We start from the raw sequence: 21,825 nt of genomic DNA on the forward strand, positions 1-21,825 counted from the left end.
CAGCCGGAATTGAGAAAGTACTTCCCCAGTCTGATCTTTATCGCCGTGACCCTCGTCAGCCTGACGATGGCCGGGCTCGTGTATCTGGCGACCGTGGAGGCGGCGCGGATCAAGTTCCAGTCCGTCGCCGACGACGCGCTCAACCGCATCGAGGGCAGGCTGGAATTCGACCTTGCCCTGCTGCATGCGACGCAAGCGATGTTCGTGGCGCAGAAGGGCAATCTTTCGCGCGACCAGTTCCGCGACTATTTCGCTTCGCTCGATGCGGAGAAGAATTTCCCCAGCCTGCGCGGCATAGGCTTCCTCAGGTTGATCGAGACCAGCCAGAGCGAGACCGTCATGCGCGAACTGAAGGACGGCTACGGCATCGACCGGGCGCTGTTTCCTGAGACGACGCTGAACTGGCGGACCCCCATCGTGCTGTTCGAGCCGATGAGCAAGGCGAGCCTCGATGCGATGGGCTACGATATGGCAACCGACCCGCTGCGCCGGCTCGCCATCGAATCGGCAATGGCGGCCCAGGGCGAACCCAGGGCAACGGGCAGGGTGCTGCTCGGCCAGGGCGACAACGAGAAGCAGCCCGGAATCCTGGTGCTTTCACGCGTCGACCGCCCGGCGGCAGAAGGTCCGGCACCCGCTGGTTTTCTCTATGTCGCCTTCCGCACGTCGGAGCTTTTCCAGGCAGCACTCGGCAAGGCGCCGCTACTGCCGGTGGCGGTGGAGGTATTCGACGGGACGATGGGCGATGACACGCTTTTGTTCCGCTCGCAGGTGCCACCCGATCCCAGCTATGGCAACGAGTTCTCGGTGACGCGCGAGGCCAATGTCGCCGGCCGCAAATGGACCGTCAATTTCAGGCCGAGCACAGCGTTTGCGCCGCCATCGCCGCGTGCCGCGCCGCTGATGCTCGGGGTTTTCGGTCTCGTGCTGGCGGGCGCGATCGCGCTTGTCGCGCGCTATCAGCAGCGCGCCTATGAAGCCGCGGCGCAGTTGCACGAGACGACCGAGAAGAGCCTGCTGGAAAAGGACCTGATGCTTCAGGAAATGAAGCATCGCATCAAGAACTCGATTGCCCGCGTGCTGGCGATGGCGCGGCAGACCGCAGCGCACTCCGAAAACATCGACGACTTCTCGTCGTCATTCTCGGCCCGGCTTCAGGCAATGGCAGCATCCCAGGACATGCTGACCCGCTCGCGCTGGCAAAAGGCCGATCTCGGCGAGTTGCTGCGCATCGAGCTTGGCCAGGTATTCGGCAAGGAACTGCCGAGCGATATGATGAGCGGGCCTGTCGTGGAACTCGACGAGACGACGACGCAGGCGCTGGGACTGACCTTCCACGAATTGGCAACCAATGCCCTGAAGTATGGCGACGGGGATAATTCGATGGGCGGGTTGAAGGTGAGCTGGCGCTGGAACGGCCAGGGCAAGAAGCGGCGGCTGGTGCTCAACTGGGCCGAGCGCAACGCCAATGGCGTTTCGGCGCCGGCACGAACCGGCTTCGGTACCAAGCTGATCGACATGAATATCACCCGCGAGCTCGGAGGCAAGATCGAGCGGCGCTACGCCGAGGACGGATTGCGGGTGGAAATAGATATCCCCTATCGCAGCTGACCCGCTGCACCGAGGCTCCAAAGAAAAACCCGGCGACGGCAGGGCCATCGCCGGGTTTGCCTGCAAACCGTATTAGCGGCAGCGTGCCGTGTAAATCTGGCCGCGGCTGTTGCGGTATTCGCAGTAGCCATTGCGCAGGTTGCGGACCAGCAGGCCCGAGGCCGCGCCGACGGCACCGCCGATGAGTGCACCACGGCCGCCGCCGATGAGAGCGCCGGCAACAGCACCTACGCCCGTGCCGGTGGCTACGTCGCGCTCGGTCGTCGTGCAGCCTGAGATGGCAACGACGGCTGCAACGACAAGGATAAGCTTCTTCATGTGGTCAGTCCTCTCACTTTAACATCGCCCGATGAATACTTAGCGTATCGGTCTAAAAATCGGAATCGTTTTTCCGCTCGCCGCATCAATTCAACGGCTTAGCGTATCCGCATGATGTCGGCTCCTCAGTTTGAAGGGGACAGGCTGATACGCTTGCGCATCAGTGGAGATAGGCCGGCTTGCCGCTCGCCGCATCCGACGCGACGACGACGCTGGAAACCGACAGCGACGCTTCGAGCGTGCCGTTGGGCAGGACATTCCAGGTCAGCTGGTCGTAATCGTCCTCAAGCGCTGGATCGACCTCCAGGCATCTGGCAAAGGCGCGTCTGTCGCGCGACGTGAACGCGGTCAGAACCTTCGGCAGTTCGGCCTGGCAGGCGTCATATGCCTCGAACAAGGGCGCTGGCGCCGGTGTCTCGCGGCAACGCGACAAATCCTGCGAGCAGGAAACGACCAACAGAAATGCTGCGATGTGTTCCATGACAAACCACCTCGGCCAAGAAACGGCGGGTGGCTGGCAAAAGTTCCGTGATCCAATCGAGCTAAACCGTTTGAATCTCCGGTGTCATGTGGCGACGGCTAATCCTGGTCGATTTCGAAGTTCGCCTGGGGCATGACGAGGCGGTATTGCAGCCTGTCGACGCCGATTTCGAGTACGGCACTGCCGCTCAGCGCCGCCGGCACGACGCGCTCGAGCGCGACCGAGCCGAAGCGCTTCTTGCGTGTCGTCGCGTCGGCAGTCGGGCCGATTGCCTCCGACCAATGCAGCGCCAACTGCCCTTCGCCATCGGGACCGGATACCCTGCTGGCCGTCACTTCGACGTGACCGTCTGCACGCGAAAGCGCGCCAAAGCTCACCGAATTGACCGCCAGCTCGTGCACGGCAAGGCCGATATGCAGGGCGGCATTGGGGGTGAGGTACGGGTCTTCGCCAAGGATGTGGACCGCATGCTCGGTGTCGCTGCTGTAGCGTTTGACCTGGCCAATTACGAGATCGCGAAAGCCTGCGCCGCGCCAGTTCGACGACGTGACGAGATCCTGCGACGAGGCGAGCGACTGTAGCCGGCCGCGAAAACGCTCGAGGAAGACGTCGATAGAGCCGGAATAGTGACCGGTCTGGCTGGCAATGCTCTGGATGATGGCGAGGAGGTTTTTGGAGCGGTGGCTGACCTCGCGCAGCAGCGCCTTCAGCGTTTGCTCGCGCCGCTTCTGCTCTGTGGTTTCGATGACGGTGACGACGACACCCTGGACCTGGCCGCTCGACGAATGGTCGGCGTCGATACAGACATCGTACCAGCGCATGCCTGCCGAGTTGTCGGCGATGCTGACCTCAAGCCCGTCCGAATTGCCGGTGGCAAGGACGTTCTTCTTTGCAGCCACGAGCCGGTCGGCCTGCTGTTGCGGCAGGGAGTTGGCCGTCCCGGACTGTTCCTCCAGCACCTCCGCCCAAGGCGGCTGCAGATTGTGTGACCACACCGTCTGCAGGGTGTGATCCTGGTAGAGCACGGCGATGCCGGCATTGCGGGAGACGTGGAGAAGAGCGGCGTCCAATCGTGAGCTCGGTCCCATTGATGCTGAGGGATTGGCCATGCCACGAGAGCCTTTGCTCTGCTTCTTGCGGTTCAGCCGAATGATTTCGGCTGGAACCAAATGGGACCGCCGGGTAACGCGTCAGTGCTGAGCGCTACCCGGCGGCGCTGGACTCCGACTGAGGGGGCCGGCTTCCAGTCTCGGGTTGGTTCTTCATATTGCCGACGTGATCACGCGCGCCTGAACAGGCCCGCAATGAGCGAGATGACAAGAAACGCCAGGAAGATGAAGAACAAGATTTGCGCGATGCCGGCAGAAGTTCCGGCGATACCGCCGAAGCCGAGGGCGCCGGCGATAATCGCGACGACAAGAAATACGAGCGCCCAATACAGCATGATCTATCTCCTTCAAATGATGAATGAAAAACGTGCCGCCGCAAGGATGGTTCCCTGAGGCGAGGCCAAAACGCCCTATGCCGCAGCCTTTGCCTGTCTGTCAAAGAACAAAGCCTGACTTATCAGCGCCTTGACCATTTCAGGGTTGAACGGCTTGGTAACGAGGAAGGCCGGCTCGGGGCGCTCGCCGGTCAGCAGGCGCTCGGGGAAGGCGGTGATGAAGATCACAGGCAACGGCGCTGACGACAGCATCTCGTTGACGGCGTCGATGCCCGAGCTGCCGTCCGCGAGCTGGATATCGGCCAGGATCATCTTCGGGCGCGTCCTCTTGAACAGCGCTATCGCTTCCGCACGGGTGCGCGCCGTGCCGACGACGCGGTGGCCGAGGCTCTCCACCATCTCCTCGATGTCCATGGCAATCAGTGGTTCGTCCTCGATGATCAGGATGTCGGTCGCGACCTGGCGCGAGATTTCGCCGCTCGCTTCATGGAGCAGCTTGGTGAACTCTTCCTCGTCGGCGTCGAGCACTTCGGCAGCTTCAGCCTCGTTGAAACCTTCAACGGCAACCAGAAGGAATGCCTGGCGCGGACGCGGCGAGAGTGCAGAGAGATTGGCGGCGGCGCGCTTTTCCCAGGCCAGGCTCGGGCCATCCTGGGGAACGCGGATGGAGACTGAGGTGAAAAGACGGGCAAATATCTTGTAGAGCGCAATGCGATCGTTGGAAGCGGACGGGAACACATCGATGTCATCGATCAGTGCTTCGAGCATCGCAGCCACCAGCGCATCGCCGCTCTCCTGGGAACCTGCCACCGCACGCGAGAAGCGACGGAGATAAGGCAGGTGGGGGGCGATTCTCGTGGATAATGTCATGGTCGACGTCTCCCTCATGTGACGTTGCTGAAACTGTTGTGAAGCGACACACAACGCTTGGTCTGTGCAAAAGTTCCTCTTTTGTGGAACCTATCCGCATTTGAGGAGTTGGGTGCAAAATTCGATAAACCGCAAAGGTTGTTGCGCGCCGTTTGGGGCGGGACGTCCGACGGGGCAAAAGGGCAAAGCAAGCATATGACAAGGCAGACAAGTGGCGCAGCCAGCGCCAGGCCGAACCGTCTTCGCGACGGTGAGCCTCTCGGGGCAAATTCCGAAATCGGCCGCAAGCTCAAGCAATATTACGATGAACTGGTGTCCGACCAGGTGCCGGATCGATTTGCCCAGCTGTTGAGCCAGCTGGAACAAGCCGAACCTGAGCAGCAGAAGGACTGACCGGGCATGGCAGCATCTCTCGGTTTCAAGGGCGACTTGCTCGCGACCATACCTGGCCTGCGTGCTTTCGCCATGTCGCTGTCGCAAAACGCCGACAGGGCCGACGACCTTGTCCAGGAAACGCTGGTCAAGGCGTGGGACAAGCAGTCGAGCTTTCAGCCCGGCACCAACCTCAAGGCGTGGCTGTTCACCATCCTGCGCAATGAGTTCTATTCGCAGATGCGCAAGCGTGGCCGCGAGGTGCAGGACAGCGACGGCCTTCTGACCGCACGGCTCGCCGTGCATCCGAGCCAGCCCGGCCGACTTGATCTCGACGATTTCCGCAAGGCGCTCGAACAACTGCCGGAAGACCAGCGCGAGGCGATCATCCTGATCGGCGCGTCGGGCTTTTCCTATGAAGAGGCGGCGGAAATCTGCGGCTGTGCCGTCGGCACCATCAAGAGCCGGGTCAGCCGCGCCCGCAACAGGCTGCAGGAGATACTGGATATCTCGGGCGAGGCCGACTACGGCCCCGACGCGATCGCGGCCCAGGTGATGGGCTCAACTGTCAGCTGAGCGCGCGCGCTTGCGAATGCTCTCGGTGACTGCCTCGATGAGATCGGCGCCGGCGTAAGGCTTGCTCACCAGGGTCACGTCAGGGAAGCCGACGAAGATCTCGTCAAGCTTGTCGTAGCCCGAAGCGAATACGAACGGAACGCCAGCCGCCTCGAGCGAGCGGGCGAAGTCGAAGGTCGGCTCGCCGCCGATCATGACGTCGATGATGGCGGCATCAAAGGGCGCGGAGATTTCACGTGCTTCGCGGAGATTGCCAGCGATGGCGACTTCGCCGGCGCCGTGGTCCCTGCAAAGCTGCTCGACGTCGAGTGCGATCAGCGCCTCGTCTTCGAGAACAAGTATACGCAGTCCTGAAAGCGGGCTCGACACGTCGTGGGGTACTCCATGGAATCGAAGCCGACCATGACGGCAGTCGCGGCTGCTGTCATTTAAAAAAGACATGCTGCGGCAGCGGCGCACCCGTGAGGAACCTTCGGCGCCATTAAGGCGTTGCCGGTCACATTTCTGGAGGAATTCATGACCGAGCAAGGCATTCCGACCGACACTGTGCGGCAGGTTTCGTGCGAGAAGTGCCCGCTCAGGCCGTTGCCGACCTTCCGGCCGTTCGACAATGACGAGCTGGCTTTCGTCAGCAGCTTCAAGCGCGGCGAGCTGTCCGTCGACAAGGGCGCGACGCTGCTTTCCGAAGGCAGCAACAGCGCGCATCTCTACACTGTGCTGGCGGGATGGGGATTTCGCTACAAGCTGCTGGAGGACGGGCGCCGCCAGATTCTCAACTACGTGCTGCCAGGCGACATGATAGGCCTGCAAGGCAGCCTGATGGGCGAGATGCAGCACTCGGTGGAGGCGCTGTCGCCGATGCTTTTGTGCATGTTCGAGCGCGACAGGCTGATGGAGCTTTATCGCGGCTATCCGGGGCTGGCCTACGACATCACCTGGATCGCCTCGCGCGAGGAGCGCATGCTCGACGAGAACCTGTTGAGTGTCGGGCGCCGGTCAGCCCTGGAGCGAGCCGCCTATTTGCTCGCCTTCATTGCCAGCAGGGCGCGGAAGGTCGGCATGGACGGGACCGGCAAGGTGGAGATTCCGATCACCCAGCAGCACGTCGCCGACACGCTCGGACTGTCGCTGGTCCACACCAACAAGACCATCCGCAAGCTGATCGACCGCAGACTCGTGCAGTGGCGCGATGGCGGCTGCAAGGTGCTCGACATCGAGGGATTGATGGCGCTGGCGAACTGGGGCGGCCTCGACGAAGGTGTGCGCCCTCTGCTGTGACAGGAGCGTTGTCTTCTTGTGCTTGCGCAATTCCGGACGGGAAACCGCGGCGCATTTTTCCTGGAATTGCGTTAGCGCCCGTATTGCCGGTCGAGTTCGTCGACGCCCCAGTTCACGCCGGGGAGCACGTTGCGGATGATGGCATAGCCGACCAGCAAGGCCGGGATGGCGATGAAGCCGCCTATGGCGCCCCACAGCCAGATCCAGAATGCGAGTGCCAGCAGCACGACGAAGGGATTGAGCGTCATCGTCCTGCCGATGACCAGCGGGGTTACGAACTGGCCCTCGACGGTGTTGACGCCGAGATAAAGGATCACCGGCAGCAGGCTCGTAGCCAGCGTGTCGAACTCGGTCAAGCCGACGGCGAACAGGATCGCCACCATGACCAGCGGGCCGATGAAGGGGACAAAATTGGTGACGATGGCGAGCGCGCCCCACAGCGGCGCCGAGGGCACGCCGAGCAGATAGAGGCCGATGCCGACGGTGATGCCCTCGGCGATGTTGATGACGGTGATCGACAGCAGATATTGCGACACCAGTTGCTCGACGTCGCGGAAGATATGGGCGACGCGCCAGCGCAGGCGACGGTTGAAGCAGACCCTGAGGATGGCGATCCTGGTCTGGTCGCGCGTGGCGACGAAGAAATAGAGGCTGGCGAAGAACAGCAGGATCTGGGCGATGACCGCAGGCGCCAGTGTTGCCATCGTCTCGACGCCCATGCCCTCGTCGACCGAGACCGACACGCCTTCGCCGCCGGTGACCTGGCGCAGCTGGTCGCGCATGCTCTTGAAGGTCTCGAGCGGCCCCTTGAGGTCAGCCAGCTGGGTGGCGAGCTGAGACCAGATCTGCGGCAGGCGTTGGAGCCAGAAGCTGAGCGGTGAGCTGACCAGCAGCGCAAAGACGCAGACCGAGACGATGAACAGCAGGACGACGATCGCCGCCGACAGTGCCGGGGGCACCTTGAAGCGTTCAAGCCGCGAGGCAAGCGGACCAAGCATCAGGCCGACGACGACGCCAAGTACGATGGGGGTGAGGATGAACTCGCCGGCATGAAGGGAGAAGACAGCGGCGATAATTCCGATGAAAATGATCGACGCCTGGGAGCCGCGCACGAGCAGAAGCTCGAAGTTGGATTTTGGCGGCAGGCGCACCGTCGGTGCCTTCTTGATGGTACGGTTCGACATCGACGACTTTCCAGCTGAATGAGGCTGGCAAAACGCCCGGTGGTCGGCGATGGTTCCTGCGTTGACGGAACCGACAGGGATATCAGGCGTTTCGGCCCCATCGAACGCAAGGAGCAACGACATGGCTGCAGCTGCAGGGAAGGCCGGCAACGGCACCAAGACGACACCGGACCTCGAGGCCGACATCAAGCAATTGAAGGCCGATATCGAGGCGTTGGCCAAGCAGCTGGCGGCGACCGGCGAACATGGCTACGGCGCTGCCCGGCGCGCCGCGACGCAAGGCGCCGAGCAACTGCGGGCACAGAGTGACGCCGCCGTAGAAGCGTTGCGCAGCAATGCCCGCGACATCGAAGAGCAGTTCCTGACGACCGTGCGCGAAAAGCCGGTGACGTCGCTCGCCATCGCCGCCGGCGTCGGTTTTCTTGTCGCGCTGCTGGCGCGGCGCTAGCGTGTGGCCGAGGATGGACCATCGATCCTCGGCAAGCGCGATGCATAATTTCACGTTGAGGCCGGGGGACACATGCTGGCATCGTTGATTGCGAGTTTCGCCACCGGCGAGACGACTTTGGCACTGAGGCGGACGCGCCGCGCGGCAGCCGCCTATCTGGCCGCTGGCATCACCGGTCTGTGCGGCGTGGGCTTTCTCGTCGGCGCCGCCTTCATCTGGGCGGCTGAGAAATATGGACACCTCGAAGCGGCAATCGGCTTTGGCCTCGGATTTCTGCTGCTGGCGGGGTTGATCCTGCTCGTGCACAAGCTGATGGCCGGGTCGCGGGCACGCAAAGAGGAGCGTCGCCGGCGCGCCGATATCGCGGCGCTGGGTACGACGGCGGTGATGGCAGTGCTGCCGACATTGCTGCGCAGCAAGGGTGGCATCGGCGCGCTGCTGGGACCGGTGGTGGCGCTGGCCGCCTATGCGATCTATCGCGAGAATCGCAAGCCGGACGACGGCGATGGCGTGGCGGGCGAATAGGCCCGCCAGATGTCAGGCTTCGGCCGTTTCACCCAGCGGCATCGAAATGTGGGCACGCACGCCCTCGCTCGGAAATTCGTGCGTCACCTCGCTGGAGAGGACTTTTGCCAGGCTGCGGCGGATGAGGATCGAGCCGAAACCGTGATGGCTCGGCGGGACGACCTCCGGTCCGCCGCTTTCAGTCCATTGCAGCTCCAGCCGCTTGTCGCTGTTCACTGTCCACGACACCACAACGCTGCCACCTGGCACCGACAGCGCGCCATATTTGAGCGCATTGCTGGCCAGCTCGTGCAGGATCAATGCCAGGCCCAGCGTCTGATCAGGGCTGAGCAGCGCGTCGGGGCCGGAGATTGAAATGCGCGGGGCGTCATCGTCGTCGAAGGGCGAGAGTTCCAGCCGCGCGAGATCACGGATGCCGATGCCGCGCCATTCATATTCCGACAACAATCCGTGGGCGAGGCCAAGCGCGCGCAGGCGCTGGCTGAAAGCGTCGAGGAATTCACGCGGTTCGCGGGCGTGGCGCACCGTCTGGGTGGCCAGCGCTTGCACGGTGGCGAGCGTGTTCTTGACCCGGTGGTTGATCTCGCGCAACAGCAGGCGCTGGCGCTCCTCGGCACTGCGGCGCTCCGTGATGTCGTAGTTGACGCCGAAGACCAGCGTCGGACGGCCGTCGGCGTCACGCTCGACGACGCGGCCGCGGGCGGCGAGCCAGCGCGGCGGGTCGAAGCCGCGGATGCGGTATTCGCCGGAATAGTCGTCGCTGCCCTCAAGCGCTTCCTGGAAAATCTTGCGTGTCTTGCCGATGTCGCGACGGTCGATGGAAACGACGATGTCGCGCGCCCGCATTTTTGCAGCCGGCGGCATGTTGAAGAGTTCGGGCAAGAGCGTGTCGCATTCGACGATGCCGGTGCGCGGATCCCAGACCCAACTGGCAAGGGCAGCGGCTTCAAGTGCTATCGCGCGGCGGGTTTCGGCATGCACAAGCGCGGCCTCGGCGCGCGCGCCGGCTTGCGAGCGGTCGCGCAGGACTACGAGGCTACCCGCAAGGGCGGCGACGTCCTGCAACTGCGCCTGCCTGTCCGGATCGGGCGCAGGGCGCCGTTCGTTGTCGAGCACCAGCAGTGCTCCGAAGGTAAGTCCTGACATGACGATCGGCGCGCCGGCATGCAGAAAAAGTGTACGGTTAACTGCTTCGGCAGGGCCGTTTGCGAGGAACCATTCGGCCAGATCCAATGCCTCGGTGATCTGAGCGGAGGACAGTCCGACGTCCGCCTGGACAAGCTGTCGTCCGTCTTGGTCGGCGAGGGTGAGCAGTGCTGCCGGTGCCGACATCAGGGCGGCTGCAAGCTTTGCCAGCCGGTCGAAATCAGGATCGTGCTGCGCGCGCCTTTGGGCCTCGTCGGCGCTGTCTTCGGCGTCGTTGCTCGCATTGCTTCTGTCGTCTTGCACTTGGCCATCCCTCTTGGCCTGGGGAAACTAGACGGGTGCGGCACGCTTGAAAAGCCTTGGCCGAAACTTGGGAACCATGCCGTTATGCTGTCGTTAGCCCTCCTGGAACCATTTGGGAGAGCAGCGATGAGCAAGATCATTCCAGCCCGAAAGGCGCGTCAGGGGACGCGCGGCCGTCACGTCCTGCTGGTGCTTCTGGCAGCGCTGATGCTGGCCATGGCGGCATGGGGTGCCGCAGAATTCTATGGCGAGATGATCGATCAAGATGCCAATCAGACGACCACGGCTCCCGGCTAAGTACCTTGGTTGCCATGGAGATTTCGTCTCGCCCGTCCAAGTTGCGGGCGACGGTTTCGAAGGTCAGGCCGGCCAATCCCGACAGGGGAAAAATTCGGAACCATGACGGGGTCACGACGTTGTGAACCCGTAGGAGGCCGCGCCCGACCGTTCCGGCAAAAGACAGGTCAAGGCGCGGCATGCATGAACAACACGCACGAGGAGACTTTACCATGATCCGCAACCTCTTGGCCACGACCGCCATTGCAGCCCTGCTTGCGACGGGCGCCTATGCCCAGGACACCACAGCACCTGCACCGGCTCCGGCAGCCCCCACGGAAGCTGCCCCCGCGACACCTGAAGTGATTCCGCATGCCGAGGGCTTCCTTGCCGCCAACATCATTGGCGAGAAGGTCTATAACGGCACCGCCGACGACGCCGAGAACATCGGCAACGTCAACGACATCGTCCTGACCGCCGACGGCAAGGCCGACCAGCTGGTGATTGGTGTCGGCGGTTTCCTTGGTATTGGCGAAAAGAATGTCGCCGTCAGCTTCGACAAGTTCGACTGGGCCGAGAAGAACGGCGACCGCTGGCTGGTGATGTCGACGACCAAGGAGCAGCTGCAGGCGCTGCCCGATTTCAATCGCCGCGCCTATGATCCGGCTCCCGCAGCCGTAGCCGCGACCGATCCGGCTGCGCCGGCCTCCGACCAGACGGCGCAGGCGCCGGCAACGCCCGAGGCGACGCCTCCTGCGACGGAACAGACCGCCCAGGCGCCGGCCGCCACGCCTGATGCGGCGACGGCCGACGACACCAAGACGGCGGCGATCGACAAGTCGACGCTGAAGGAACTGCCCGCTGCCGATCTGCGCGCCGAAGAGCTGATGGGTACCACCGTCTATGGTGCTGACGATGCCAATATCGGCGAGATCGGCGATATCCTGATGACCGCTGACGGCAAGATCGATGCTTATGTCATCGACGTTGGCGGCTTCCTTGGCGTCGGTGAAAAGAAGGTCGCGGTCGGCAGCGACAACCTTGCCTTCATGGTCGATGCCGACGGCAAGAAATATCTCTACACCACTTTCACCAAGGAGCAGCTCGAAGGCCAGCCCGTTTATGACGCGGGCAGCTGGGCCGAAAAGCGCGACGAGCAGCGCCTGATCATCGTTCAGTAGTTGCGGCGTACCTGAGAGGAAAGGCCCGCGCTTCGGCGCGGGCCTTTTCGTTGAGGTTATGGCAAGCGCAGGAAATGGCCTGTCGGGCCATTCTCGGCCAGCTCCGATAGCGCCAGTGACTGGTCGAGATGCCTGGCGCGCCAGGCGAGCAGCCTTTCGGCGAATTCCAGCCGCACGGCCAGCCACTCCGGATCATTGGCGAGGTTGCGTGCTTCGCCGGGGTCATTGGCGAGGTCGTAGAGCAAAGGCGGCAGGCCGCCGCCGAAATGCACGTATTTGACCGTTTCGGTGCGGATGGCCGACAGGTTGAGCTGTCGCGGGCCGGTGCCGAAATAGGCTTCCGTGGTGCCGTTGGCGACCGAGCGAAAATCGTATTCCCAATGGGCGGCGTCGCGCCAGTCGGCGGGCTCGTCGCCATTGAGGAAGGGTTTCAGCGATTGGCCGTCGAGATGCGGCTGCGCCGCTCCGCCGACCAGCTCAAGCAAGGTCGGCATGATGTCGACGGCAGCGGTGAAGCGGTCGACGGTGCTGCCGGCCGCCCGCTCATGACCGGGTGCCTTGACGATGAGCGGGATGTGGTAGGAGCCGTCGAACCAGCCGCCCTTGCCGAGCATGTGGTGGTCACCCATCATTTCTGCGTGGTCGGAGGTCAGGATGACGATGGTGTCGTCCCAGTCGCCCTTGTCGCGGATGCCTTGCCAGATGCGCCCAAGCTGGGAATCGACCTCCGAGATCATGCCGTAATAGAGCGCGCGGATCTTGCGGAATTCGTCCTCGCTCCAGTCGCCGACCTTGCCGGGGGCGCCGGGGATGAAGCTCGACTTACCCTGGTGATGCTCGAGGTGGTAGGCGAGGAAGGGGTGGCTTGCCTTCTCCGCTTCGAAGCTCGGCGCCTTGTTGTAGGCTGGGCCTTCCGCCGGATCGTACATGGTGTTGAACGGCTCTGGCACGATGAAGGGCGGATGCGGGCTGAGGAAGGAGACATGGGCGAACCAGGGCTCGCCCTTGTCCTGTTCGCCGAGCCAGCGCAGGAACTCGCCGGTGAGGAAAGCGGCCGGCGTTTCGTCTTTCGAATAAATGGGAACCGCGTTGCTGACCTCGGGCGCATCGGCATTGGCCGTCCGGTGGACATCGGGGAAGCCGGCGCTGGAATCGATGCCGCGCTGGGTGAGCCAGGACAGCCAGCCCTTCTGGTGCTCGGGCAGAAGCTGGCGCGTGGTGAAGCCGGGCAGGACACCTTCATAGCTGCGCAGGAACGGGTCGCCCGGCGCGCGGTTGCGCGGGTCGGGCGAGACGTCGGTGTAGCCGAACAAGGTCGGGTCGTAGCCGACGCGGCGCGCGGCACGGGCGATGTTGTCGTGGCGATCGTCGAGCGGCGTGCCATTGCGGCAGACGCGGTTGTTCATCTGGTAGAGGCCGGTGTAGAGGCAGGCGCGCGCCGGCGAACAGGGGGCCGCACCGGCATAGTGGCGGGAAAACAGCACGCCTTCGCGCGCCAAAGCGTCCGAATTTGGCGTCTTCACCACGGGATGACCGACAGCCGACAGGCTGTCGCCGCGCCACTGGTCGCAAGTGATGAGAAGAATGTTCTGTCGTCTGCCGGTGCCTGCCAAGCTCGCCCCCTGGAACTGAAATCGCGGGCCAAGGAAGCCGGATTCACCGCCATGCGCAAGCGTCCTCTCTGCCACAGCGGTCATACCAGAAAGTGTGAACGAGCTCGCCTTCATTGTTCACTTTTTGAATACTGACCATTCTGTGACCGGCCACTATGACGCGACATTCGATGCGCCCATATTCGGCCCAACAGAGCGGCAGGGGCCGCGGCAAGCGAAAGGAGCAAGACGATGCTCAACCAGATCAAGGGCCTGCACCACGTTACCTCGATGGCTGGGGATGCGGCTGAAAACAACCGTTTCTTCACCCACAAGCTCGGCCTGCGCCGGGTCAAGAAGACAGTCAATTTCGACGCGCCCGACGTCTACCACCTCTATTATGCCGATGAGCTGGGCACGCCCGGTTCTGTCATGACCTATTTCCCGTTCCCCAACATCGGCAAGGGCCGTCCCGGGGTCGGCGAGGTCGGCACCACTGTGTTCTCCGTTCCCGAGGGTACGCTGCCCTTCTGGGAGAAGCGCTTCACTGAGCAGGACGTGAGCGGACTCGCACGTGACGAGCAGTTCGGCGAGAAGCGCCTGAGCTTCGCCGGTCCCGATGGCGACGGTTTCGCGCTTGTCGAGGCCAAGGGCGACAGCCGTGCGCCCTGGATCAAGGGCGGCGTCGGCAATGACCAGGCGATCCGTGGCTTCCACTCGGCTTCGCTCAGGCTGCGCGATGGCGGGGCGACTGAAGAGCTTTTGAAGTTCATGGGCTATGAGACGGTCGACACGTCAGGCAACATCAAGCGGCTGGCGTTGAAGGACGGCAATGGCGCCGACGTCATCGACATCGAGACGTTGCCGAGTGCGTCCTTCGCCGGCCTCGGCGCGGGATCGGTGCACCACATTGCCTTTGCTGTCGAGAATCGGGCCACGCAGCTCGAGGTGCGCAAGGCGCTGATGGAGACGGGCTACCAGGTGACGCCGGTGATCGACCGCGACTATTTCTGGGCGATCTACTTCCGCACCCCCGGTGGCGTGCTGTTCGAGATCGCGACCAACGAACCCGGCTTCGACCGAGACGAGGACACCGCCCATCTCGGCGAGGCTTTGAAGCTGCCGTCGCAGCACGCGCATCTCAGGGATTATCTGGAAAACAACCTGCAGCCGCTGGGCGACTGAGGAGGGACCGATGAGCAAGGACGCTTACATCCACAAGGTGCTGCCGGGGGAACCCGGCGGACCGCTGGTCTTTGCCTTCCACGGCACCGGCGGCGACGAAAACCAGTTGCCTGGCTTTGCCCGCGAGCTGGCGCCGGGGGCGACCATCGTGTCGCCCCGCGGCGACGTCTCCGAAATGGGTGCGGCGCGCTTCTTCCGCCGCACCGGCGAGGGCGTCTACGACATGGACGATCTCGCCAGGGCGACCGGCAAGATGGCCGAATTCGTCAATGCGCATGTCGCGGCAGCGGAGCCGTCGCAGGTGCTGGCGCTCGGCTACTCAAATGGCGCCAACATCCTGGCCTCGGTGCTGTTTGCCGAGCCCGATTTGTTCGATGCTGTCGCACTGATGCACCCGCTGATCCCGTTTGCGCCTGACGTGAAGGGCAGCCTCAGCGGCCGGCATGTGTTGATCACGGCGGGGCGGCGCGATCCGATCTGTCCGCCTGACCTGACGAGCCGGCTCGACGCCTGTTTGCGGCAAGCCGGCGCCGATATCAGTCTCGAATGGCATGACGGCGGCCACGAGGTGCGGCCCAACGAAATCGAAGCGGTGAAAAGCCTTTTCGCCGGCGTGACAAAAGGAGCGGCAGCATGACTGAAGAACTGGCGGCGATCGAGCGCGAGGACCGCGGCAGCAAGGGACGTTATGTCATACGCGGTGCCGGCGGCGCCGATGCGGAGATGACCTACAGCAATGTCAGCGAGACGCTGTTCATCATCGACCACACCGAGGTGCCCGACGCGTTCCGCGGCCAGGGCGCCGGCCTGAGGCTAGTGACGCGGGCGGTCGAGGACGCGCGCGCGGCGGGCAAGAAGATCATCCCGCTCTGCCCGTTTGCGGCGGCGCAATTCCGCCGTCACCCCGAATGGGCCGACGTGCTCAACCGCTGACATTGAGAGTTGTTGTCTGGCGTCGGCCAGGCAGCAGCATAGCGATCGCGAAAGGCCGGTGCAGGCGACTGCATTGGCCTTTCGTTTCTTTTCGGATGTGCCTGAATTTCAGGCAGGCTGTTACAAAGGCGACTCTGTCTGTTTCTCGAAATGGTACAGCCTCCAGGTGGAAATGACTGAAATGGCGACTGTTTGTGACTGATTAGACAGAAATGCTGACTGTTTGTGATGTTTATAGGTTGTTGCATTAGGCGTCGCTGATCAGCATCGCTGCGTTACAAAGCGCGGTTACATTCATATCAACAGGGGAATGAAATTTAACGAAAAGAGCTGCCCAATGTCCGGTTCCACCCAGCTTGTCGAGTTCGACCACAAGTTCCAGCCGCGTTCACACATCTATCGCCGCCCGCGCCTTGCCATCCGCCAGCGTGCCAACGAGCACCCGATGGCAATGTTTTCGATTTTCGTATTTGCCTCGCTGGCGTCGATGGCCCTGGCGCCGACCAGTGGTCCGGCCTTTGCCTCGATGGGCACGCGGCTCGGTGCGTTCGAGGGCGCGCAAACGACCGCCAAGACCGACCGGCTGCCGCTGTCCGAGACCGATATCGCCTGCCGCGGGCAGGCCTGGGGCGCCGAAAGCAAGATCTGCGTCGAGACCATCGCCAAGGAAACCGGCATGCGCGAAGCCCGTAAGGTCAGGCTGATCGCCAGCGCCGAGCCGGTCCGCACCACGCCCAACATCTTCTAGCGCTCTCCGAGCGCTGCCACCTATCCCCGCGCCTGCACAGATATCCTCCAGCGCGTACCTCCCCCGCGGCCTCGGCTGCGGGGGCTTTTTTTGTTCCGGTGTCGGCCGGCCTTAGTCTCTCGGGACGATGCAGCAACGATCGTCGTCGCGCGACCGTCGTACCCTCAAGCGAGGGGAGCAGCGATGGGCCGCGTCGAAGGAAAAGTTGCGATCGTCACCGGAGCGGCGTCAGGCATGGGCGAGGCGAGCGCCAGGTTGCTGGCCCGCCAGGGGGCCGCCGTCGTTGTCAGCGACCTGCAGGCCGACAAGGGCCGCCAGGTCGCCGAGGCGATCAGGATCGCCGGTGGACGCAGCCTCTATGCCGAACATGACGTGACCTCGGAAGCAGGCTGGCAAGCGGTGATGGCAAGGACGCTCGAAGCATTCGGCGGGCTCCACATCCTGGTCAACAATGCCGGTGTCGGCGCGCCCTTCGGCAGTGTCGAGGACCTCAGCCTCGACGACTGGCGCCAGGTGATGGCCGTCAACATGGAGGGCGTGTTCCTCGGCACCAAATATGGCATCGAGGCGATGCGAAAGACCGGCAAGGGTGGTTCGATCGTCAATTTTTCGTCGACAATGGGCCTCGTCGGCAGCCCGTCGACGGCGGCCTATGTCGCAAGCAAGGGTGGGGTCAAGCTGTTCACGAAGTCGGCCGCCCTTCACTGCGCCAAGGAGCGCTACGGCATCCGTGTCAACACGATCTGTCCCGGCTGGATCCGCACGCCGATGTCGTCGGGCGCGCTGGACAAGCTGGCTGCGAGCGGCGAAGGCAACAAGGCGGTCGAGCTGACGCCGCTCGGCAGGGTCGGCGAACCCGACGACGTTGCCTATGGCGTGCTCTATCTCGCTTCGGACGAATCGGGCTTCGTGACCGGCACCGAACTGGTCATCGACGGCGGCTACACGGCGCAGTGAGCTCAGGCTCCGTCAGCGACCTGTTCGCTGACGGCGCTGAGCGCGCTGCGAACGTCGAAAGTGCTGAACGGCTTTTCCAGAATATGCGGCTTGAGGTTGGGCGGCAGCTGCTCAAGCTCGGCTTTGGCGCCGATCAGGTCGCCGGTGACGAGCACGAAGCGTGGCGCCATCTCGGGCTGTGTCGCGACGATGTCGCGGAAGATGGTGATGCCGCTGCGGTCGGGCATGCGCAAATCGGAAAAGATGATGTCGGGCTGATCGGCGAGCGCTTCCGAGACCGAGTCCCAGGTCGAAACGATGCGCGACTTGACGCCCATCAGTTCGAGAATGTCGGCCAGCGAAGCGGCGACGTCGGGCTCGTCATCGATGATGACGGCATGGCGCAGCCCGCTCGACTTCGGCGTCGCTTCCAGCATCGTGCCGTGGCCGTCGCCCATCGGCGGCAGTTCGACGACGAAGCGGGCACCCGTCGGCATCACCGGCTCGAACCAGACCTTGCCGTTGTGGCGGTCGACGATGGCCTTCGAGATGGACAGGCCGATGCCGGTGCCGACGCCGACCGGCTTGGTGGTGAAATAGGACTCGAAGATGCGGTCGCGGATCGCCTCTGATATGCCGGGGCCGGTGTCCTCGACCGAGAAGCCGGCGCTGCCGTCGGCGTTGCGGAACGTCCTGACGCGAATGATACGGTCGCCGGGTGCCGCGGCCAGCGCATGTTGGCTGTTGACCAGGAAGTTGGCGGCGACCTGAGTCATGTGGTCGGCATCGGCCATGACGCTCAGCGTGCCCGGCACCAACTCGGTGGCAATGCTGATGCCGCTTGAACGCGCGCCATAGGCAGTGACTTCGAGGGCGGCGCGGATGACCTGGTTCAGGTCGGTCTCGGCACGCGACGTCGGGTGCAGGCGGACCATGCCGAGGAAACTCTTGACGATGCGGCCGCAGCGTTCCGCGGCCGCCCGCACTTTCTCGGCGCGGACCTTGGTCTGCGGGTCGTTGGCAAATTCGTGCAGCAGCGTCGATTGCGCCACCACCACGGCGAGCGGATTGTTGAGCTCGTGCGAGACGCCGGCGAGCAGTGAGCCCATCGCCGCCATCTTTTCGTTCTGGTGCAGCTTTTCGCGCTGGCGGTTGATTTCTTCCTCGGCGCGGTGCTTTTCCCTGAGGTCGCGGATCGAGCCGAGCACGAGGCGTCGGTCGGCGAGCCGCATCTCGTTGGCGGTGAGCTCGATCGGAATGATCTCGCCCGACGCGTTCTGGGTGACGGTCTCGAGCCGGTGGCCGACCATCGGCGAGCCGCGCCCGGCCAAATATTCGGCACCGTTGTTGTAGCCCTTGCGGTAGTAGGTCGGAATCACCGTGTCGAGCAGGTCCTTGCCCAGGATCTCGTCGCGGGTCCAGCCGAACATCTTCTCGGCCGCCGGGTTGAACTCGATGATCGAGCCGGTTTCGTCGACCACCATGATGGCGTCGAGCGAGGCCTGCAGCATCGTCCGGCGGATGATCTCACTGACATGATATTCCGACAGCGAACGCTCGATGGCATCGCCAAGGGCGGCCGCAATGATCTCGAGTGCTGCGATTTCGTCGTCGTTCCAGTGGCGCTCGACGATGCAGTCATTGACGGCGAGCGTGCCCCAGAGATGGCCATGCGCCGACACCGACACCGAGAGGAACGACTTGATGTGCTGCTTTTCGAAGTCATTGCGCAGGAAGCCGCTGAGGTCGCGGGTCAGGCCGGTGAAGATCTTGCCCTGGCGGCCTTCCTCGGCGAGGCGTTCAAGCAGCGGGTCGGAATCGACGAGCGTCTGGTTGATCGTCGTTGGCGGCGCAGCGACGGCGTCGATCTTCGGGTCGACCCAGAATGCGGCGATCGACTGCGCGAAGCCCTGGCCGGGCACGTCGCGCAGCCGAAACAGGATGGTGCGATGACCGCCGAAACCGGCGGCGAGACTGCGCAGGATCGTGTCGATCTCGATCTGCCAATCCTGGGCTGCGCGCAGCCGGCGCACGATTTGCCCGGCCACGATGGTGGGGCTCGGCGTGCCCGACGGGTTGTCGGTGCGGGAGACGGTCAACAATGTCATCGCGGTTCCTGGCGGGGCCCGGAGGCTTTGGTGCGCCATGCGTCCAATAGGACGCACAAAGGACGCTCCAGTTTCATGATCTGCGCATCGTGCTTTCCGAAAATCGACCGCGATTATCGGGTCGATGCGCTAGTAGCCTTCGCTGCCGGGCAAGGAGAAGATGTAGCCTTCGCCACGCACGGTGCGCAGAAATTTAGGGTTCGCCGGATCGTCTTCGATTTTCTTCCTGAGGCGCATGATGCGAATGTCTACGGCGCGTGAGGATTCGGGGTCTTCGGCAAAGCCGATGGCCTCGGAAATCGTGGTTCGGCTGAGCAGCCGGTTGGGCCGCGTCAGGAAAACCTCGAGCATGTCGAATTCGCTCTTGGCGAGGTCGATGATGGCGCCACTGCTGCCGGTGACGAGGCGACCGTCGAGGTCGGCCTGGAACGGCCCGAAGGCGATGGTGCGGCGCGGCGGCTGGGCGGCCAGCAGCGACTGCCGGTAACTCTCGGGCTGCGGCACGCGCCGGATGACCGAGCGCACGCGGGCCAGAAGTTCGCGCAGTTCGTAGGGCTTGACCATATAGTCGTCGGCGCCGATCTCGAGGCCGACGATGCGGTCGAGAGCCGTGCCTGCGGCGGTGGCGTAGATGATGCCGATCGGCATTTTCGCCCTTAGCCAGCGGCCGAGCGACAGCCCGTCTTCGCCGGGCATGGCGATATCAAGGATGGCAAGCTGGAATTGTTCGGTTTCGATGATGCTGCGCAGGGCAGCGGCACTCTCGACAGCAGTCACGTCGAAGCCGTTCGCGCCGAGATATTCGGCGACGGCATCCCTCAGGTCGGGCTCATCTTCGACGATGACAATCCGAGCGCGCAGTTTAGTCTCGCCTCCGCTACCGGCGGAAAGTAGATTGGGTATAAACATGATGTCCAGCGATCATTTCAGGTGGGCAGTTGCCAATGGCGTCCTGCCTCGTTAGGGGCGATTTTGGGCTAGGGGCGAGGCGACTGGGGACCCATCCCCGGCCGAGCGCATCCCTGGGCATTTTTTTGCCACGGCAGGCGCCGCGCAGTCCGCGCCGGCAGGCCATGGTCGCACTGAGGCTGACGATGCGGGGTGAAACGTGGCTGGAAGATCGGTCGTAGCGCTTATCGCCATTGCGGAGGTGATTGCCTCCGACCTGACCGATCATCTCGAACGGCGCGGCCATGACGTGCGTTGTGCCAAGCGGCTGTGGGAGGCCGAGCCGCTTTTGTCGGCGAAGGGCATCGATGTCGTCGTTGTCGGCGACGGCGTGGCGCCGGCCGAGGGGCGTGACCTGCTGCGCCGTTTCGGCGGCGAGGGCGGTCCCGACTTCGTGCTGATCTGCCGACCCGGTGAACTGGTCGACAAGGTGCTGGCGCTCGAACTTGGCGCCGCCGATGTCGTGGAGAGCCCTCTCGTGGTGAGGGAGCTCGCCGCGCGCATCGGCGGCCTCCTCACGCGCCGGGGACGCGGCACGCAGGAATTGGTGGTGCTGGAGAATTCGACGGTCGACCTGCGCTCCGCACTCGTCATGCACAGCACCGGTGAGGAAGAGCAGCTGTCGCCCGGCCAGATCGCGCTGCTCAAGCTGTTCCTGTCGCAACCAAGGCGCGTGCTGACCCGCGACGACATCATGGCGGCGGCGCCGGCTGAAAGTGCCGATGCCTTCGACCGCTCGATCGACTCGCGCATCGTGCGCCTGCGCCGCAAGCTCGACACCGAAAGCATCACGACCATCCGGGGTTCGGGCTATCGTTTCGATCCCCCGACAAGGACGGCCGGCCAGGAGGCCGGCACAACCACTCCAACCGAAAACCTGAGCTGATGACGCCGAACTGACCAAAATGTCAGCTTGCCGGAGCAATGACCGCCGGCGCGGCCATCTCGACAATCGCCGTCTCTTCGGCATGGGCCCTGTCCTTGAGGAGCACGCTCGCTACGCCCGCGAAGCCAAGCAGCCCCTGGGCATAGAGCAGTGCCGAAAGCACCGATGCTGCGAATTGTCTCTTCATTGCGGTGGCCCCGTTTTCCGTTTCAGGGGTTCAATCAAAGATGGCTACCGAGATACCCAAAGATGGCTACCGAGATACCCGCGCCGCCTGACCTGCCGTGGACGGCGCGGGTATCCTGTCCTCGCTGCGAGTGACGCGCGAGGGTCTGCTCACCCAGGCCAGGCACCCACGCCCATGGACCCGGCCGATGTGCAGAGTTGCGACGAACAAGGCTGCTGCGAAGAAGATGGCTGCGGAGGCCACCGGCGCCATGTCCTGCACCGGTGGCAATTCAGCTGCCATAGCGTTG

General features: G+C 63.6%; 26 protein-coding genes. 14 read left to right on the forward strand and 12 right to left on the reverse strand.

What is annotated here, in order from left to right:
* Positions 1-9 precede the first annotated feature (9 nt).
* A complete protein-coding gene (locus SLT36_RS07220; protein WP_432286524.1) occupies positions 10-1,611 on the forward strand; it encodes a CHASE domain-containing protein in 1,602 nt (533 codons plus the stop codon).
* A gap of 72 nt (positions 1,612-1,683) precedes the next feature.
* Here SLT36_RS07220 and SLT36_RS07225 read toward each other — a convergent pair whose 3' ends face one another.
* The 5 genes from SLT36_RS07225 to SLT36_RS07245 form a co-directional block, all read right to left on the reverse strand.
* Positions 1,684-1,929, reverse strand: coding sequence for a YMGG-like glycine zipper-containing protein (locus tag SLT36_RS07225; RefSeq protein WP_067957313.1), 246 nt, complete (start codon positions 1,927-1,929; stop codon positions 1,684-1,686).
* A 160-nt stretch (positions 1,930-2,089) separates the two neighbouring features.
* On the reverse strand, positions 2,090-2,410 hold the full coding sequence (locus SLT36_RS07230) for a hypothetical protein (protein ID WP_432286525.1): 321 nt from the start codon (positions 2,408-2,410) through the stop codon (positions 2,090-2,092).
* Between the two features lie 98 nt (positions 2,411-2,508).
* A complete protein-coding gene (locus SLT36_RS07235; protein WP_432286526.1) occupies positions 2,509-3,480 on the reverse strand; it encodes a sensor histidine kinase in 972 nt (323 codons plus the stop codon).
* A gap of 209 nt (positions 3,481-3,689) precedes the next feature.
* Positions 3,690-3,854, reverse strand: a complete 165-nt coding sequence (locus tag SLT36_RS07240; protein WP_018429836.1) for a DUF1328 domain-containing protein — start codon at positions 3,852-3,854, stop codon at positions 3,690-3,692.
* Between the two features lie 75 nt (positions 3,855-3,929).
* Positions 3,930-4,724 carry a response regulator gene (locus tag SLT36_RS07245; RefSeq protein WP_067957319.1) on the reverse strand — a complete coding sequence of 265 codons (795 nt, stop codon included), beginning with the start codon at positions 4,722-4,724 and terminating at the stop codon, positions 3,930-3,932.
* A gap of 195 nt (positions 4,725-4,919) precedes the next feature.
* Here SLT36_RS07245 and SLT36_RS07250 point away from each other — a divergent pair, with 195 nt between their 5' ends.
* Positions 4,920-5,117, forward strand: a complete 198-nt coding sequence (locus SLT36_RS07250; protein WP_432288271.1) for a NepR family anti-sigma factor — start codon at positions 4,920-4,922, stop codon at positions 5,115-5,117.
* A 6-nt stretch (positions 5,118-5,123) separates the two neighbouring features.
* Complete coding sequence (locus tag SLT36_RS07255) at positions 5,124-5,672, forward strand: sigma-70 family RNA polymerase sigma factor (protein ID WP_432286528.1); 549 nt, start codon at positions 5,124-5,126, stop codon at positions 5,670-5,672.
* On the opposite strand, the gene SLT36_RS07260 is transcribed toward SLT36_RS07255, so the two are convergent.
* Positions 5,658-6,041, reverse strand: coding sequence for a response regulator (locus tag SLT36_RS07260; RefSeq protein ID WP_432286529.1), 384 nt, complete (start codon positions 6,039-6,041; stop codon positions 5,658-5,660). The two genes, SLT36_RS07255 and SLT36_RS07260, sit on opposite strands and share 15 nt — an antisense overlap.
* 147 nt (positions 6,042-6,188) lie before the next feature.
* On the opposite strand from SLT36_RS07260, the gene SLT36_RS07265 reads away from it, so the two are divergent.
* Entirely contained in the window at positions 6,189-6,950 is a 762-nt protein-coding gene (locus tag SLT36_RS07265) for a Crp/Fnr family transcriptional regulator (protein WP_432286531.1), read from the forward strand.
* Positions 6,951-7,021: 71 nt separating this feature from the next.
* On the opposite strand, the gene SLT36_RS07270 is transcribed toward SLT36_RS07265, so the two are convergent.
* Positions 7,022-8,134 carry an AI-2E family transporter gene (locus SLT36_RS07270; protein ID WP_432286532.1) on the reverse strand — a complete coding sequence of 371 codons (1,113 nt, stop codon included), beginning with the start codon at positions 8,132-8,134 and terminating at the stop codon, positions 7,022-7,024.
* Between the two features lie 121 nt (positions 8,135-8,255).
* Here SLT36_RS07270 and SLT36_RS07275 point away from each other — a divergent pair, with 121 nt between their 5' ends.
* A complete protein-coding gene (locus SLT36_RS07275) occupies positions 8,256-8,582 on the forward strand; it encodes a DUF883 family protein (RefSeq protein WP_432286534.1) in 327 nt (108 codons plus the stop codon).
* Positions 8,583-8,654: 72 nt separating this feature from the next.
* Positions 8,655-9,107: a hypothetical protein gene (locus tag SLT36_RS07280; RefSeq protein ID WP_432286536.1), complete on the forward strand. Its 453-nt coding sequence runs from the start codon at positions 8,655-8,657 to the stop codon at positions 9,105-9,107.
* 12 nt (positions 9,108-9,119) lie between these two features.
* Here the strand turns inward: SLT36_RS07280 and SLT36_RS07285 are convergent, their stop codons facing one another.
* Positions 9,120-10,556 carry a sensor histidine kinase gene (locus SLT36_RS07285; RefSeq protein ID WP_432286537.1) on the reverse strand — a complete coding sequence of 479 codons (1,437 nt, stop codon included), beginning with the start codon at positions 10,554-10,556 and terminating at the stop codon, positions 9,120-9,122.
* 126 nt (positions 10,557-10,682) lie between these two features.
* On the opposite strand from SLT36_RS07285, the gene SLT36_RS07290 reads away from it, so the two are divergent.
* Both SLT36_RS07290 and SLT36_RS07295 read left to right on the forward strand, forming a co-directional pair.
* Entirely contained in the window at positions 10,683-10,853 is a 171-nt protein-coding gene (locus SLT36_RS07290; protein WP_169808314.1) for a hypothetical protein, read from the forward strand.
* Between the two features lie 212 nt (positions 10,854-11,065).
* Positions 11,066-12,013: a PRC-barrel domain-containing protein gene (locus SLT36_RS07295; RefSeq protein ID WP_432286539.1), complete on the forward strand. Its 948-nt coding sequence runs from the start codon at positions 11,066-11,068 to the stop codon at positions 12,011-12,013.
* A 56-nt stretch (positions 12,014-12,069) separates the two neighbouring features.
* Here the strand turns inward: SLT36_RS07295 and SLT36_RS07300 are convergent, their stop codons facing one another.
* The gene (locus SLT36_RS07300; protein WP_432286540.1) at positions 12,070-13,626 is read right to left on the reverse strand and encodes an alkaline phosphatase family protein; all 1,557 of its coding nucleotides are present in this window, start codon (positions 13,624-13,626) and stop codon (positions 12,070-12,072) included.
* Between the two features lie 231 nt (positions 13,627-13,857).
* Between SLT36_RS07300 and SLT36_RS07305 the strand changes: the two genes are divergently transcribed.
* The 5 genes from SLT36_RS07305 (at position 13,858) to SLT36_RS07325 (ending at position 17,428) form a co-directional block, all read left to right on the forward strand.
* Positions 13,858-14,790, forward strand: coding sequence for a VOC family protein (locus tag SLT36_RS07305; RefSeq protein ID WP_432286542.1), 933 nt, complete (start codon positions 13,858-13,860; stop codon positions 14,788-14,790).
* 10 nt (positions 14,791-14,800) lie between these two features.
* Complete coding sequence (locus SLT36_RS07310) at positions 14,801-15,427, forward strand: alpha/beta hydrolase (protein WP_432286544.1); 627 nt, start codon at positions 14,801-14,803, stop codon at positions 15,425-15,427.
* Positions 15,424-15,723, forward strand: a complete 300-nt coding sequence (locus SLT36_RS07315) for a GNAT family N-acetyltransferase (RefSeq protein ID WP_432286546.1) — start codon at positions 15,424-15,426, stop codon at positions 15,721-15,723. Before SLT36_RS07310 ends, SLT36_RS07315 begins: the two co-directional genes overlap by 4 nt.
* 337 nt (positions 15,724-16,060) lie before the next feature.
* Positions 16,061-16,471, forward strand: coding sequence for a hypothetical protein (locus SLT36_RS07320; RefSeq protein ID WP_432286548.1), 411 nt, complete (start codon positions 16,061-16,063; stop codon positions 16,469-16,471).
* A gap of 183 nt (positions 16,472-16,654) precedes the next feature.
* A complete protein-coding gene (locus SLT36_RS07325; protein WP_432286550.1) occupies positions 16,655-17,428 on the forward strand; it encodes a glucose 1-dehydrogenase in 774 nt (257 codons plus the stop codon).
* 2 nt (positions 17,429-17,430) lie between these two features.
* Here the strand turns inward: SLT36_RS07325 and SLT36_RS07330 are convergent, their stop codons facing one another.
* Together SLT36_RS07330 and SLT36_RS07335 are read right to left on the reverse strand one after the other, a co-directional pair.
* Positions 17,431-19,515, reverse strand: coding sequence for a PAS domain S-box protein (locus SLT36_RS07330; protein WP_432286552.1), 2,085 nt, complete (start codon positions 19,513-19,515; stop codon positions 17,431-17,433).
* 129 nt (positions 19,516-19,644) lie between these two features.
* Positions 19,645-20,424 carry a response regulator gene (locus SLT36_RS07335; protein ID WP_154385668.1) on the reverse strand — a complete coding sequence of 260 codons (780 nt, stop codon included), beginning with the start codon at positions 20,422-20,424 and terminating at the stop codon, positions 19,645-19,647.
* Positions 20,425-20,623: 199 nt separating this feature from the next.
* Between SLT36_RS07335 and SLT36_RS07340 the strand changes: the two genes are divergently transcribed.
* Complete coding sequence (locus SLT36_RS07340) at positions 20,624-21,349, forward strand: winged helix-turn-helix domain-containing protein (RefSeq protein ID WP_432286553.1); 726 nt, start codon at positions 20,624-20,626, stop codon at positions 21,347-21,349.
* 22 nt (positions 21,350-21,371) lie between these two features.
* On the opposite strand, the gene SLT36_RS07345 is transcribed toward SLT36_RS07340, so the two are convergent.
* The gene (locus SLT36_RS07345; protein WP_432286554.1) at positions 21,372-21,536 is read right to left on the reverse strand and encodes a hypothetical protein; all 165 of its coding nucleotides are present in this window, start codon (positions 21,534-21,536) and stop codon (positions 21,372-21,374) included.
* Between the last annotated feature and the right edge of the window lie 289 nt (positions 21,537-21,825).

The sequence above is a fragment of the Aminobacter sp. BA135 genome (assembly GCF_050859125.1).
GTDB lineage: Bacteria > Pseudomonadota > Alphaproteobacteria > Rhizobiales > Rhizobiaceae > Aminobacter > Aminobacter ciceronei.

Bases quoted from the DNA above. Each gene is read 5' to 3' on its own strand.
- SLT36_RS07225 (WP_067957313.1), bottom strand. From the start codon at position 1,929: ATGAAGAAGCTTATCCTTGTCGTTGCAGCCGTCGTTGCCATCTCAGGC.
- SLT36_RS07230 (WP_432286525.1), bottom strand. From the start codon at position 2,410: ATGGAACACATCGCAGCATTTCTGTTGGTCGTTTCCTGCTCGCAGGAT.
- SLT36_RS07240 (WP_018429836.1), bottom strand. From the start codon at position 3,854: ATGCTGTATTGGGCGCTCGTATTTCTTGTCGTCGCGATTATCGCCGGC.
- SLT36_RS07245 (WP_067957319.1), bottom strand. From the start codon at position 4,724: ATGACATTATCCACGAGAATCGCCCCCCACCTGCCTTATCTCCGTCGC.
- SLT36_RS07250 (WP_432288271.1), top strand. From the start codon at position 4,920: ATGACAAGGCAGACAAGTGGCGCAGCCAGCGCCAGGCCGAACCGTCTT.
- SLT36_RS07255 (WP_432286528.1), top strand. From the start codon at position 5,124: ATGGCAGCATCTCTCGGTTTCAAGGGCGACTTGCTCGCGACCATACCT.
- SLT36_RS07265 (WP_432286531.1), top strand. From the start codon at position 6,189: ATGACCGAGCAAGGCATTCCGACCGACACTGTGCGGCAGGTTTCGTGC.
- SLT36_RS07270 (WP_432286532.1), bottom strand. From the start codon at position 8,134: ATGTCGAACCGTACCATCAAGAAGGCACCGACGGTGCGCCTGCCGCCA.
- SLT36_RS07275 (WP_432286534.1), top strand. From the start codon at position 8,256: ATGGCTGCAGCTGCAGGGAAGGCCGGCAACGGCACCAAGACGACACCG.
- SLT36_RS07280 (WP_432286536.1), top strand. From the start codon at position 8,655: ATGCTGGCATCGTTGATTGCGAGTTTCGCCACCGGCGAGACGACTTTG.
- SLT36_RS07290 (WP_169808314.1), top strand. From the start codon at position 10,683: ATGAGCAAGATCATTCCAGCCCGAAAGGCGCGTCAGGGGACGCGCGGC.
- SLT36_RS07295 (WP_432286539.1), top strand. From the start codon at position 11,066: ATGATCCGCAACCTCTTGGCCACGACCGCCATTGCAGCCCTGCTTGCG.
- SLT36_RS07305 (WP_432286542.1), top strand. From the start codon at position 13,858: ATGCTCAACCAGATCAAGGGCCTGCACCACGTTACCTCGATGGCTGGG.
- SLT36_RS07310 (WP_432286544.1), top strand. From the start codon at position 14,801: ATGAGCAAGGACGCTTACATCCACAAGGTGCTGCCGGGGGAACCCGGC.
- SLT36_RS07315 (WP_432286546.1), top strand. From the start codon at position 15,424: ATGACTGAAGAACTGGCGGCGATCGAGCGCGAGGACCGCGGCAGCAAG.
- SLT36_RS07320 (WP_432286548.1), top strand. From the start codon at position 16,061: ATGTCCGGTTCCACCCAGCTTGTCGAGTTCGACCACAAGTTCCAGCCG.
- SLT36_RS07325 (WP_432286550.1), top strand. From the start codon at position 16,655: ATGGGCCGCGTCGAAGGAAAAGTTGCGATCGTCACCGGAGCGGCGTCA.
- SLT36_RS07330 (WP_432286552.1), bottom strand. From the start codon at position 19,515: ATGACATTGTTGACCGTCTCCCGCACCGACAACCCGTCGGGCACGCCG.
- SLT36_RS07335 (WP_154385668.1), bottom strand. From the start codon at position 20,424: ATGTTTATACCCAATCTACTTTCCGCCGGTAGCGGAGGCGAGACTAAA.
- SLT36_RS07345 (WP_432286554.1), bottom strand. From the start codon at position 21,536: ATGAAGAGACAATTCGCAGCATCGGTGCTTTCGGCACTGCTCTATGCC.